Consider the following 12344-nt stretch of genomic DNA (forward strand, 5'->3'; position numbering starts at 1 on the left):
CGCCCGCCGGCAGGCGCGCCGGCGCCCTGCCCGGCCAGGCCCGCGACGCCCGTCATGCGCCCCGTCCCGAGCCCCGCCATGCGCCCCGTCCCGAGCCCCGTCATGCGCCCCGTCAATGCGCCACCGCCGCGGCGACGCTCTCGTCGATCATGCGGCCCTCCGCGAAACGCTCCAGCCCGAAAGGGCCGGCGATCGGGTCCTCGCCATTGGCCAGCAGCCCGGCGGTGGCCCAGCCCGAACCGGGGATCGCCTTGAACCCGCCGGTGCCCCAGCCGCAGTTGAAATAGATCCCCTCCACCGGCATCTTGCCGATGATCGGCGAGCGGTCGCCGGTCATGTCGACGATTCCGCCCCACTGGCGCAGCATCTTCAGGCGCGAGACCATGGGAAAGGTCTCCACCAGCGCGCGCACGGTTTCCTCGACATGGTGGAACGAGCCGCGCTGGGTGTAGTTGTTGAACCCGTCCGAGCCGCCGCCGATCACCATCTCGCCCTTGTCGGACTGGCTCATGTAGCCATGCACGGTGTTGGCCATCACCACGCAGTCGAGACAGGGCTTGATCGGTTCGGAGACCAGCGCCTGCAGCGCCACCGATTCGATGGGCAGGCGAAAGCCGGCCATCTCGGCCATCACGCCGGAATGCCCGGCCACCGCGACGCAGAGCTTCCCGGTGCGGATCGCCCCGCGCGAGGTCCGCACCCCGGTCACCTTGCCGCCCGCCACGTCGATCCCCGTGACCTCGCATTGCTGGACGATGTCGACGCCCAGATCCGAGGCCCCCCGCGCATAGGCCCAGGCCACCGCGTCATGGCGCGCGGTGCCGCCGCGCGGCTGCCACAGCCCGCCGAGCACCGGGTAGCGCGGGCCGTCGATGTTGATGATCGGGACCAGTTCGCGGATCCGCGCCGGGCTGACCAGCTCGCTCTCGATGCCGTTCAGGCGGTTGGAATGACAGGTGCGGTTCCAGGCGCGCTTCTCGTGTTCGGTCTGGGCCAGCATCAGCACGCCGCGCGGGCTGAACATGATGTTGAAATTCAGTTGCTGGCTGAGATCCTCATACAGCCCCCGCGCCAGTTCGTAGATCGCCGCCGAGCTGTCCTGAAGGTAGTTCGAGCGGATGATCGTGGTGTTGCGCCCGGTGTTGCCGCCGCCCAGCCAGCTTTTCTCCAGCACCGCGACATTGGTCACGCCGTGATTCTTCGCCAGGTAATAGGCGGTCGCCAGCCCGTGGCCGCCGCCGCCGACGATCACCACGTCGTATTCCTGACGCGGCGCGGGGGATCGCCAGGCGCGCTCCCAGCCCTGATGGTGCGACAGCGCCTGCCTTGCGATGGCGAATGCGGAATAGCGGGCCATTGGCGGCGTCTCCATGCGGCGGCCGCGGCGCGCGCGGCTGGTTGCGAACGATCGGTGCGACCGGGTGTTGCGATCAGAGCGGCGATCGGATCGAATCGCAAGACATGCGCGCATCGCTGGCCGAGCTATGCGCCAGGCGGAGCGCGGTCACGTGACGAAATGCGTCCCCTGATCCGCCAAACGCGACAGCCCGCCATGCCGCCGCGCCCGCCACGCCCGCCATGCCCGCCACGCCCGCCATGCCGCCGCGCCCGCGCGCGCTGCCGCCTGCGCCCCCCGCGGGCGTCGCAAAAACCGCCCCCGCCCTTGAAGCCGCCTTCCGCCGCCCCCAAATCGGCTCAACTGCGCGACATCTGCGCGAAACCCGCGCGCCCACGCGAACGCGCATGCGCGCCGCATGGACGCGGCGAAGCCGGGGGGATAGGTTCGCGCGAAATCCGGCGCCGCTCGCCGCTGGTTCGCGCCGGGGCCGGTCGTCGCCGCAACGGAGCTTGATATGGAATTCTGGGCCTTCGTCGTCCCCGCCGTTCTGGTCGCCCTCGCCACCGCCTGGGCGGTGGGGCGCCCGCTGCTGGCCGGGCGCGGCGGCGCGGCCCCGCGCGCCGCGCATGACATGCAGGTGTTTCGCGATCAGCTCGCGGCGCTGGATCAGGATGTGGAGCGCGGGATTCTGGCCCCTTCCGAGGCCGAGAGCGCCCGCGTCGAGGTGTCCCGCCGCCTGCTCGCCGCCGCCGCGGAAGCCGAAAGCGCCGCCGCCGCCGCCGCCGCCCCGCGCCGCGCCTCCATGATCGCCGCGGCGGCGCTGGCGCTGACGACGCTGGCCGGCGGCGGGGCGCTGTATCTGGGGCTCGGGACCACCGGCGCCGTGGATCAGCCGCTGGTGCAGCGGCTCGAGGACATCCGCCTCGCCGCGCGCGACCGCATCGGCCAGGCGGAAGCCGAACGCCGCGTCGCCGAGATGGCCGCCGAGCCCGCGACCGACCCCGCCGCGCCGCTGGCGCCCGACGAGGCGCAGATGCGCGAGCTGGTCGCCAAGCTGCAAAAGGTGATGGAGACCCGCCCCGACGACCTGCGCGGCTATCGCCTGCTGGTCAACTCCCTGCGCCGCCTCGGTGATTTCCCCGAGGCCCGGGCCGCGCAGGACCGGGTGCTGGCGCTGCTCGGCGACAAGGCCGGGGCCGAGGATTACGCCGAGACCGGCGAGATGATGATCCTGGCGGCGCGCGGCTATGTCTCGCCCGAGGCGGAGGCCGCCATTTCGCGGGCGCTGGAGCTTGACCCCACGCATTCCTCGGCGCGGTTCTACGCCGGGCTGTCCCTGTCCCAGAACGGGCGCTCGGACCTTGCGATCTCGCTGTGGCTGAAGCTGCTGCGCGACGCGCCCGCGGGCGCGCCCTGGGCGCCGATGGTGCGCGCCGAGCTGAACCAGCTGGCGGCGCGCACCGGCACGACCCTGCCGCCCTTTGCCCAGGAGGCCCCCGGCGCCCGTTTCTCCACCGGCCGCCCGCCCGCCGATCCCGGGGCCCCCGGCCCCAGCGGCGAGGACGTGGCGGCGGCGGCGCAAATGACCCCCGAAGCGCGTCAGGACATGATCCGGGGCATGGTCGCCCAGCTCGAGGACCGCATCGCCAGCGAGGGCGGCGCGCCCGAGGAATGGTCGCGCCTGATCACCGCCTACGGGGTGCTCGACCGCCCCGATGACGCGGCCCGGATCTGGGCCGACGCCAAGCTCGCCTTCGCCGACAAGCCCGAGACGCTCGACGCCATCCGCCCCGCCGCGCGCCGCGCCGGCGTGCTCGGGGACTCCGGCGAATGACCGCGGGCCGGCCCCCGGACGGCGTCGCGCCGCGCGGCGGGATCGTGTCGCTCGAGGCCCTGGCCGCCGGTCTGGCGCCCGGGGCGCAGCTGGTGGGGCTGGATCACGGCGAAAAGACCATCGGCGTGGCGGTGTCGGACGGGTTCCGCGTGGTCGCCAGCCCGCTCGACACCATCCGGCGCCGCAAGTTCACCCCAGACGCCGAGGCGCTGATCGCGCTCACCATCGACCGGGACATCGGCGGCTACGTGCTGGGCCTGCCGCTCAACATGACCGGCGAGGAGGGCCCCCGCGCCCAGTCGGTGCGGGCCTTCGCGCGCAATTTCTCGCGCCTCACCGACGCGCCCATCGCCTTGTGGGACGAACGCCTGTCAACCGTCGCCGCCGAACGCGCGCTGCTGGAGGCCGACGCCTCGCGCAAGCGCCGCGCCGCGGTGATCGACCACGTGGCGGCCGCCTATATCCTGCAGGGCGCGCTGGACCGTCTGGCCTTTCTGGCCCGCGACGCCGGGGGGCGCCCGTGACCGACGATGTCTGGACCCGCGACGAGATCGACAGCCCCTGCGTGAAGATCTGCGTCATCCATCCCGGCGCCGGGATCTGCGTGGGCTGCCATCGCACCGGCGCCGAGATCGCCGCCTGGTCGCGCTACAGCGACGCCGAGCGGCGCGAGATCTCCGCCGCCCTGCCCGCCCGGGCCGCGCTGCTGAAGGGCGCGAACGCCCGCCCCTCGACCCGCCGGCGCCGGCGCCCCTGATCCGCGCCCCGGCGCCGGCTTCTCAGGCGATTAAGCGAATTTTCACGCCCAAACCCATATAAAAATCATGATTTGCGTCGAGTTCTGGTTCAATTTCCCATAGCCTCCCAGCCGGACACCGAAGATTTTCGTCGGGCTGCGACCAGAGGAAGGAGATCGCATCGCATGCATCTGGTGCTGATCCGGCTGTTGTCGGCCTTGCTGGTCATTCTGGCGCTGTATTTCGCGCTGCCCCGGCTGCTGCCCGGGGTCGGGGACGACGCCCGCATGTTCTACGCCGGCTTCGCCGTGACGCTGGCGGTCCTGACCCCGATGCTGCGCCAGTTCGCCAGCTATCGCCGCCTGTCCGTGGCGCTGACCGTCTGGGTCGTGGCCTTCGCCACCATCGTCGGCGGCTACAGCCACCGCGCCGAGATCGCCGCCGCCTATCAGCGTGCGTTGGGGCGCACCGATCCGGTGATCGCGCTGGCCCGCGCCCCCGGCGAAATCGAGATCACCCGCACCTGGGACGGCCATTTCCGCGCCCTCGCCAGCATCGGCGGCGGCGAGGTCGGGCTGTTGATCGACACCGGCGCCTCCATCGTGCTGCTGCGCTACGAGGACGCCGAGGCGATCGGCATCGACATGACCAAGCTGGATTTCTCGACCCCGATCACCACCGCCAACGGCGGCGCCAGCATCGCGCCCATCACGCTGAAAAGCGTGCGCATCGGCAATGTGGAGCTTCGCGACGTGCGCGCCGGCATCGCCCAGCGCGGGGCGCTGTATTCGGGGCTGCTCGGCATGAGCTTTCTGAACGCGCTGTCGGAGGTGTCGTTTCGCGGCGACAAGGTCATCCTGAAAAACTGATTGCTTCGTTGGCGCAAGCGGCCCGCGGTCAGGGGTCGGCGAGCCACCAGTCCGAGTCCGGCGGCCGGTCCGGCTCCGGGCGGAAATAGGCGATCATGCGCGGGTCAGCGGCGGGCGCGCGCCACGGCGCCACCCCGTGCAGGGTCAGCCGGTGCAGCATATAGGCGGCGCCCGGCCGCGCCGTCACCTCCACCCGGGGCAGCGTGTCAAAACACACCCGTCGCGCCGCCTTGTAGGCCTCGGTGATGTCCGCCGCGCCCCAGTCGGCGGGCGCGCGCCCGGCCAGCGCCGCGCGCAGGGCGGCGCGGATCACCTCGTGGGACCCTTCCCAGACCACCAGCGGCGCGGCCCCCGGATCGGCCGCGTTCAGCGGCAGGCCGAGCACGAATCCGTGGCGCTCGCCGATCACCCGCCGGCGCGCCGCGCCCACGGGGCGCAGCCCGTCCACATGCGCCGCGTCGCGCTTCAGGCGAAAGCCGAACGCGGCCTCGGTCTCGCCCTCCCAGGGCTGCGGATAGCCCGGATAGCAGACCGAGACCTGCGCCCGGTCCAGCGCGATGGGGCCCAGCCCCAGATCCCGGGCCGCGAAATCCATCGGCGCGCCCGAAAGCGGCGGTCCGCCCGCGACCGCGCCGCGCGCGTCGTTGTCAAGCGCATTGACCCCCGCAAACCAGGCGCCGCCGCAGCGCAGCCAGCGCGCCCGCTGCGCCGGATCGGCGGCGACCCGCGCCGCGACCGGCGCCGCCGCGCGCACCCAGTCGGCCAGCGCCGGGTCCGGCGCAAACCCCGTCCAGCCCCGTTCGAAAAACGCCGCCGCCCGGGTCACGCCGCCACCGGCGCAACCGCGTCGAGCGCCGCCTCCAGCACTTCCGGCCCGGCGCCGGGCCGATGCGCGCCCTCGGAGATCACCCGCCGCCAGCGCCGCGCGCCCGGCCGCCCGGCGAAGGCCCCCAGCATGTGCCGGGCGATCTGCCCCAGCCGCGCGCCCCGGGCCAGTTCCGCCTCGACATAGGGCAGCATGGCGCGAATGGCGTCCACCGGGTCGGCGTCGGCGACCTCCTGCCCGAAAATCCGCCGATCCGCCTGCGCCAGGATCCGCACCGGGTCGTGATAGGCGACCCGCCCGATCATCACCCCGTCCAGCCCGCGCGCCAGCAGCGCCTCGGCCTGATCCAGCGAGGCGACGCCGCCGTTGATCGCGATCTCCAGATCCGGGCGCGCGCGCTTCATCGCCACGACCAGATCGTGATCCAGCGGCGGCACGTCACGGTTCTGCTTCGGGCTCAGCCCTTCGAGCCAGGCTTTCCGGGCGTGGATCGCGAAGCCGGTCACCCCGGCGGCGGCCACCGCGTCGATGAAGCCGGGCAGCGCCGTCGCCGGGTCCTGATCATCGACGCCGATGCGGCATTTCACCGTGATCTCCGGCCCGCCCGCCGCCTCCGAGGCGTCAATCATCGCCGCCGCGCAGTCGGCCACCAGCCCCGGGGTCTTCATCAGGCAGGCCCCGAACGCCCCCGAGCGCACCCGGTCCGAGGGGCAGCCCACATTGAGGTTGATCTCGTCATAGCCATGGGCGCAGGCGATGCGCACGGCCTTGGCCAGGTCCCCGGGAACCGCGCCGCCGAGCTGCAGCGCCACCGGGCGCTCCGCCGTCGAAAACCCCAGCAGCCGCGCCGCGTCGCCGCGCAGCACCGCGGGGGCGGTGACCATTTCCGTGTACAGCATGGCGCGCCGGCTCAGCAGCCGGTGGAAGCGGCGGCAATGGCGGTCGGTCCAGTCCATCATCGGGGCCACCGACAGGCGGCGCGCGGCGCGGGCGGCCTCGCGGGCAGAGGGGGCGTTCAAGCTCATGACCCGGATCCTTGCGCGCGCCCCGGCCCCGCTGTCAACCGTCGCCGGGCGTCTCTGGACGGGCCGCGTCGATCAGTTCGTCCAGCAGCGCCAGCAGCGCGTCGAGCCGCGCCGCGCCGAAGCGGGCCTCGATATCGGCGTAGATCGCCTCGGAGCCCGGCGACACCGCGGCGATCACCGCGCGCCCCGCCCCGGTGATCCGCAGCCGCACCCGGCGCCCGTCGCGCCGGTCGCGGCCGCGCGCGATCAGCCCGCGGGATTCGAGACTGGTGATGATCCGCGACAGGCTCGGGGCCAGAATCGCCGCGCGCTGCGCCGCGTCCGAGGCGTCCAGCCCGCCCTCCTCGGCCAGAATCCGCAGCACCCGCCATTGCTGCTCGGTCACGTCCTGCGCCGCGAGGATCGGGCGAAACCGCGCCATCACCGATTCGCGCGCGCGCAGCAGCGCGATCGGCAGCGACCGCTTGGCGCTGCGCAGCTTCGCCCCGGCTTCGCGAGGTTCGGGAATGTCGTCAGCCGTCATGAGGGTCTCCGCCATCCGATCCCGAAACCCTTATACGGCGCGCGGCGCGCTTGACAGGCGCCGGAATTTACTTAACCTGTTAAAAACATCGCCAGCGCACGGGAACCGCCCATGTCCGCCCTGCTCGACAACCAGCGCCGCGCCGAAGGGCATCTGGCGCGATTCGCCCGCGACGGCGTGCTCAACCACATCGCCGGGCGTGCGGTCCCGGCGGAGTCCGGCGCGACGCTGGAGGTGATGTCCCCCGTCGACCTGCAGCCGCTGGCCCGGCTGGCGCGGTCCGGCGCCGCGGATGTCGACCGCGCCGCCCGCGCCGCGCGCGACGCCTTCCCCGCCTGGCGCGATCTGGCGGGCGACGCGCGGCGCGCCATCCTGCACGCCATCGCCGACGGCATCGTCGCGCGCGCCGACGAGATCGCGCTGATCGAATGCATGGACACCGGGCAGGCGTTGCGCTTCATGGCCAAGGCGGCGCTGCGCGGGGCCGAGAATTTCCGCTTCTTCGCCGATCGCGCGCCCGAGGCCCGCGACGGGCGGACCCTGCGCGCGCCGGGGCAGATCAACATCACCTCGCGCGTCCCCATCGGCCCGGTGGGCGTGATCACCCCCTGGAACACGCCGTTCATGCTGTCGACCTGGAAAATCGCCCCGGCGCTGGCGGCCGGCTGCACCATCGTGCACAAGCCCGCCGAGCTGTCGCCGCTCACCGCAAGGCTGCTGGTGGAGATCGCCGAGCAGGCCGGCCTGCCGCCCGGGGTCTGGAACCTGGTCAACGGGCTGGGCGAGGAAGCCGGGCGCGCGCTCACCGAACACCCCGCCATCAAGGCCATCGGCTTTGTCGGCGAAGGGCGCACCGGCAGCGCCATCATGCGCCAGGGCGCGGACACGCTGAAGCGGGTGCATTTCGAACTCGGCGGCAAGAACCCGGTGGTGGTGTTCGCCGACGCCGATCTGGACCGCGCCGCCGCGGCCGCCGCCTTCATGATCTACTCGCTGAACGGCGAGCGCTGCACCTCGTCCTCGCGCCTGCTGGTCGAAGCCCCGGTCTACGCGGAGGTCACCGCCCGGGTGGCGGCGATCGCGCGCCGAATCAGGGTCGGCCATCCGCTGGATCCCGCCACGGTCATCGGCCCGCTGATCCATCCCCAGCACGAAAAAAAGGTGCTCGACTACATCGACATCGGCAAGGCGGAGGGCGCGACCCTGCTGGCCGGCGGCAAGACGCAGGGCCCGGGCGGCGGCTGCTACGTGGCCCCGACCCTGTTCGCCGACGCGACCAACGACATGCGCATCGCGCGCGAGGAGATATTCGGCCCGGTGCTCGCCGCCATGCCCTTCGCCGACGAGGCCGAGGCGCTGGCCCTGGCCAATGACAGCGATTACGGGCTGGCGGGGTATCTCTGGACCAGTGACCTCACCCGGGCGCTGCGCGTCTCCGACGCCATGGAGGCCGGGATGATCTGGGTGAATTCCGAGAATCTCCGCCACCTGCCGGCGCCTTTCGGCGGCGCGAAAGCCTCGGGCGTCGGGCGGGACGGCGGCGACTGGTCGTTCGATTTCTACATGGAAACGAAAAACGCCGCCTTCGCCTCCACGCCGCGCGCCATCCCGAAACTCGGCGGCTGAGCCGCCGCCGCCGACAAGGATCCGACGATGCCCGTCCCCGCGCCCAACCTGTCGCCGCCCTTCAACGTGGTGCGCCTCTCCCATGTGGAATTCGTGGTCGCGGACCTCGCCGCCTCGCGCCGTTTCTACGAGGCGGTGCTGGGCCTTCAGGTCACCCATGCCAGCGGCGACGCGGTGTGGCTGCGCGCCATGGAGGAGCGCGCCCATCACTGCATCGTGCTGCGCAAGGGGGCGGCGGCCTCGGCCAACGCGCTGGGATTCAAGCTCTGGTCCGAACCCGATCTCGACCTGGCGCGGGACTGGTTCGCGGCGCGCGGCCGCCCCGTCGCCTGGGTCGAGCGCCCGTTTCAGGGCCGCACCCTGCTGACCAGCGATCACGCGGGCGTGCCGCTGGAATTTCACCACGCCATGGACCGCCTGCCGCCGATCCACCAGACCTACGCGCTCCATCGCGGCGCAAGGCCGCTGCGCATCGACCATTTCAACTGCTTTTCCGCCGATGTGGACGCCTCGGTGGAGTTTTACAATGATTTCGGCTTCCGGGTGACCGAGTATACCGAGGACGAGGACAGCGGCCGGCTCTGGGCCGCGTGGATGCACCGCAAGGGCGGCGTTCATGACATCGCCTTCACGAACGGGCGCGGCCCGCGCCTGCATCACGCCGCGTTCTGGGTCGCCAACCCGCTCCACATCATCGATCTGTGCGATCTGATGGCCACCACCGGGCATCTCGCCAACATGGAGCGCGGCCCCGGGCGCCACGGCATCTCCAACGCGTTCTTCCTGTATGTGCGCGACCCGGACGGACACCGGATCGAGATCTACGCCTCCGACTACCAGACCGTCGATCCGGATCACGAACCGATCAGATGGGATCTGAAGGACCCCCAGCGCCAGACCCTGTGGGGGGCCCCGGCCCCGAAAAGCTGGTTTCAGGAGGGCACGGATTTCACCGGCGCCGCCCAGACCGACCCGACGCTCGCCGCCCAGCCGATCATCGCCCCCTGAAAGGACCCCCGCCATGACCCGCCCGCATATCGCCGCCTTCACCCATGACGGGGCGCTGAAATACGGGCTCGCGCGGGCGGAAGGCATGGTCGCCCTGTCGCCCCGCCACCCCGAATGGCCGACCCTGCGCGAGGTGGTTGGGGCGGGCGCGCTGGCGCGGCTGGCCGAGGAGGCCGCCGGGCTGCCGACCGACATCCCGTTGCAGGACATCGCCTTCGCGCCGCCGATCCCGGCGCCGGAAAAGATCATCTGCGTCGGGGTGAACTACCCGGACCGCAACGCCGAATACAAGGACGGCAAGGCGGCGCCGCCCAACCCCTCGCTGTTCGTGCGTTTTGCGCGCAGCTTCGTCGGCCACGGACAGAAGCTGATCCGCCCGCGCGAATCCGAACAGCTTGATTACGAGGGCGAGATCGCCGTCGTCATCGGCAAGGCCGGGCGGCGCATCGCCCAGGCCCGGGCGCTCGATCACGTCGCGGCGCTGACGCTGTGCAACGAGGGCACGCTGCGCGACTGGGTGCGCCACGCCAAGTTCAACGTGACGCAAGGCAAGAATTTCGACGCCAGCGGCGCGATGGGGCCGTGGCTGGTCCCCTATGACGACGAAAGCCAGATCGCCGACATCGCGCTCACCACCCGCGTCAACGGCGAACTGCGACAAAGCGATCGCACCGCGCGCATGATCTTCTCGTTTCGAAAGATCATCGAATACGTCTCGACCTTCGCCACCGTCACCCCCGGCGACGTGATCGTCTGCGGCACCCCGACCGGCGCCGGGGCGCGGCTTGACCCGCCGGTCTGGCTGAAACCCGGCGACGTGGTCGAGGTCGCCGCCGAGGGCATCGGCGCCTTGCGCAACCCGGTCGCGGACGACCCGGCGCGATGACGCCCGAGTCCATCGCCGCCGCCGCGCTGGCGCTGGAGCAGGCCGAGCGGACTCGCCGGCAGATCGGGCTGCTGTCGCTGGCCCACCCGCGTATGGACATGGACGACGCCTACGCGGTGCAGGACGCGTTCGTGGCGCGCAGGATCGCCGCCGGGCGGCGCCCGATCGGCTGGAAGATCGGACTCACCTCCCGGGCCATGCAGGCGGCGCTCGGCATCGACATCCCCGACAGCGGCGTGCTGCTCGACGACATGGCCTTCGACGACGGCGCCACGGTCCCGGAAAACCGCTTCATCCAGCCCCGGGTCGAGGCCGAGATCGCCTTCGTCATGGAAACCTCGCTGAGAGGCGAGCATGTCACCATGTTCGACGCGCTCGCCGCCACGCGCTGCGTGACCCCGGCGCTGGAGATCCTCGACACCCGCATCCTGCGCGCCGATCCCGCCACCGGCGCGCGGCGCAGCGTGCTTGACACCATCGCCGACAACGCCGCCAATGCCGGGATCGTCACCGGCGGGCGGGCCATGCCCCCGGACGCGATCGACCTGCGACGGGCCGGCGCCGCGGTGGCGCTGAACGGCCGGGTGGAGGAAACCGGCCTCGGCGCCGGGGTGCTCAACCACCCGGCGCGGGCCGTCGCCTGGCTGGCCTGCCGGCTGGCGCGCCGCGGGCAGGGGATCGAGGCCGGGCAGATCGTGCTGTCGGGGTCTTTCATCCGCCCGGTGGAGGCCCGCCCCGGCGACACCGTCACCGCCGATTTCGGTCCGTTGGGGACCATCGGCATCCATTTCGCCTGAGGAGACCGCCATGCCCGCCCCCGAAAACCGCCTGAAAGCCGCCCTCGCCGCCGGGCGCGAACAGTTTGGATTCTGGATCTCGCTCGCCGATCCCTACGCCGCCGAGCTGCCGTCGCGGGCCGGGTTCGACTGGCTGCTGCTGGACGGCGAACACGCGCCCAACGACATTCGCGCGCTGGCCGGGCAGTTGCAGACGCTGGAGGCCTCGGAGTCCAACGTGGTGGTGCGCGCCCCCATCGGCGAGACCTGGATCATCAAGCGCCTGCTGGACATCGGCGCCCAGTCGCTGCTGATCCCCATGGTGGAAAGCGCCGCGCAGGCCGAAGGCCTCGTGCGCGCCACCCGCTACCCGCCCCACGGCGTGCGCGGCGTCGGGGCGGCGGGGGCGCGGGCCTCGCATTTCAGCGGCATCGCCGATTACGTGACCACCGCGGACGCGCAGATCTGCCTGATCGCGCAGCTGGAAAGCCGGGCCGGGCTCGACAATCTCGACGCCATCCTCGCGGTCGAGGGCCTGGACGCGGTGTTCATCGGCCCCGCCGATCTCGCCGCCTCGCTGGGGCATCTGGACAACCCGGCGGCGCCGGAGGTGCGCGCGGCGATCGAGGACGCCACCGCGCGCATCGTCGCCGCGGGCAAGGCGGCGGGGGTGATGACCGGCGATGAATCGCTGATCGCCCGCTGCCGCGAATTGGGCGCCACCATGATCGGCGTCGGCGGCGACGCGGCGCTGTACGCGCGCGCCGCCGCCGACCTCGCCGCGCGCTACCGCGCCGGACGAGGACCGGCGGCGATTGACGGCGGGGGGGCTGCGGGGGGGGGGGGGCGGCGAGGCGCGCCCCTGTCGCCAACCCCAGCCCCCCCCATCGCCCCC

Annotated in this window: 13 protein-coding genes; 9 read left to right on the forward strand and 4 right to left on the reverse strand. The window is 72.2% G+C overall.

Annotation, left to right across the window (positions count from 1 at the left end; translation table 11 throughout):
- Window positions 1-112: 112 nt before the first annotated feature.
- A complete protein-coding gene (locus AC1HC7_RS00235) occupies window positions 113-1357 on the reverse strand; it encodes a sarcosine oxidase subunit beta family protein (RefSeq protein ID WP_479497241.1) in 1245 nt (414 codons plus the stop codon).
- A 496-nt stretch (window positions 1358-1853) separates the two neighbouring features.
- Between AC1HC7_RS00235 and ccmI the strand changes: the two genes are divergently transcribed.
- The 4 genes from ccmI to AC1HC7_RS00255 all read left to right on the forward strand — a co-directional run bounded on the left by ccmI (window position 1854) and on the right by AC1HC7_RS00255 (window position 4779).
- Entirely contained in the window at window positions 1854-3173 is a 1320-nt protein-coding gene (gene ccmI / locus AC1HC7_RS00240; protein ID WP_479497240.1) for a c-type cytochrome biogenesis protein CcmI, read from the forward strand.
- On the forward strand, window positions 3170-3697 hold the full coding sequence (gene ruvX, locus AC1HC7_RS00245) for a Holliday junction resolvase RuvX (RefSeq protein WP_479497239.1): 528 nt from the start codon (window positions 3170-3172) through the stop codon (window positions 3695-3697). Before ccmI ends, ruvX begins: the two co-directional genes overlap by 4 nt.
- The gene (locus AC1HC7_RS00250) at window positions 3694-3930 is read left to right on the forward strand and encodes a DUF1289 domain-containing protein (protein ID WP_479497238.1); all 237 of its coding nucleotides are present in this window, start codon (window positions 3694-3696) and stop codon (window positions 3928-3930) included. The genes ruvX and AC1HC7_RS00250 overlap by 4 nt, the downstream gene beginning before the upstream one ends.
- A 165-nt stretch (window positions 3931-4095) precedes the next feature.
- The gene (locus AC1HC7_RS00255) at window positions 4096-4779 is read left to right on the forward strand and encodes a retropepsin-like aspartic protease family protein (RefSeq protein WP_479497237.1); all 684 of its coding nucleotides are present in this window, start codon (window positions 4096-4098) and stop codon (window positions 4777-4779) included.
- 28 nt (window positions 4780-4807) lie between these two features.
- Here the strand turns inward: AC1HC7_RS00255 and AC1HC7_RS00260 are convergent, their stop codons facing one another.
- From AC1HC7_RS00260 to hpaR, 3 genes are read right to left on the reverse strand one after another with little or no spacing between them, the layout of a single operon-like run.
- The gene (locus tag AC1HC7_RS00260; protein ID WP_479497236.1) at window positions 4808-5605 is read right to left on the reverse strand and encodes a hypothetical protein; all 798 of its coding nucleotides are present in this window, start codon (window positions 5603-5605) and stop codon (window positions 4808-4810) included.
- Window positions 5602-6630 (reverse strand): tRNA dihydrouridine(20/20a) synthase DusA, encoded by a 1029-nt coding sequence (dusA, locus tag AC1HC7_RS00265; protein ID WP_479498525.1) that lies wholly within the window; start codon window positions 6628-6630, stop codon window positions 5602-5604. The genes AC1HC7_RS00260 and dusA overlap by 4 nt, the downstream gene beginning before the upstream one ends.
- A 34-nt stretch (window positions 6631-6664) precedes the next feature.
- Window positions 6665-7153, reverse strand: coding sequence for a homoprotocatechuate degradation operon regulator HpaR (hpaR, locus tag AC1HC7_RS00270; RefSeq protein ID WP_479497234.1), 489 nt, complete (start codon window positions 7151-7153; stop codon window positions 6665-6667).
- Between the two features lie 111 nt (window positions 7154-7264).
- Between hpaR and hpaE the strand changes: the two genes are divergently transcribed.
- From hpaE to AC1HC7_RS00295, 5 genes are all read left to right on the forward strand, one after another.
- Window positions 7265-8779, forward strand: coding sequence for a 5-carboxymethyl-2-hydroxymuconate semialdehyde dehydrogenase (gene hpaE / locus AC1HC7_RS00275; protein WP_479498526.1), 1515 nt, complete (start codon window positions 7265-7267; stop codon window positions 8777-8779).
- Window positions 8780-8806: 27 nt separating this feature from the next.
- Window positions 8807-9787 carry a 3,4-dihydroxyphenylacetate 2,3-dioxygenase gene (hpaD, locus tag AC1HC7_RS00280; protein ID WP_479497232.1) on the forward strand — a complete coding sequence of 327 codons (981 nt, stop codon included), beginning with the start codon at window positions 8807-8809 and terminating at the stop codon, window positions 9785-9787.
- Window positions 9788-9800: 13 nt separating this feature from the next.
- Window positions 9801-10673: a fumarylacetoacetate hydrolase family protein gene (locus AC1HC7_RS00285; protein ID WP_479497231.1), complete on the forward strand. Its 873-nt coding sequence runs from the start codon at window positions 9801-9803 to the stop codon at window positions 10671-10673.
- Window positions 10670-11470 carry a 2-oxo-hept-4-ene-1,7-dioate hydratase gene (hpaH, locus tag AC1HC7_RS00290; RefSeq protein ID WP_479497230.1) on the forward strand — a complete coding sequence of 267 codons (801 nt, stop codon included), beginning with the start codon at window positions 10670-10672 and terminating at the stop codon, window positions 11468-11470. Before AC1HC7_RS00285 ends, hpaH begins: the two co-directional genes overlap by 4 nt.
- Window positions 11471-11480: 10 nt before the next feature.
- On the forward strand, window positions 11481-12344 hold an 864-nt coding region (locus tag AC1HC7_RS00295), incomplete at its 3' end, for an aldolase/citrate lyase family protein (RefSeq protein WP_479498527.1).

This window comes from Oceanicella sp. (assembly GCF_056449545.1).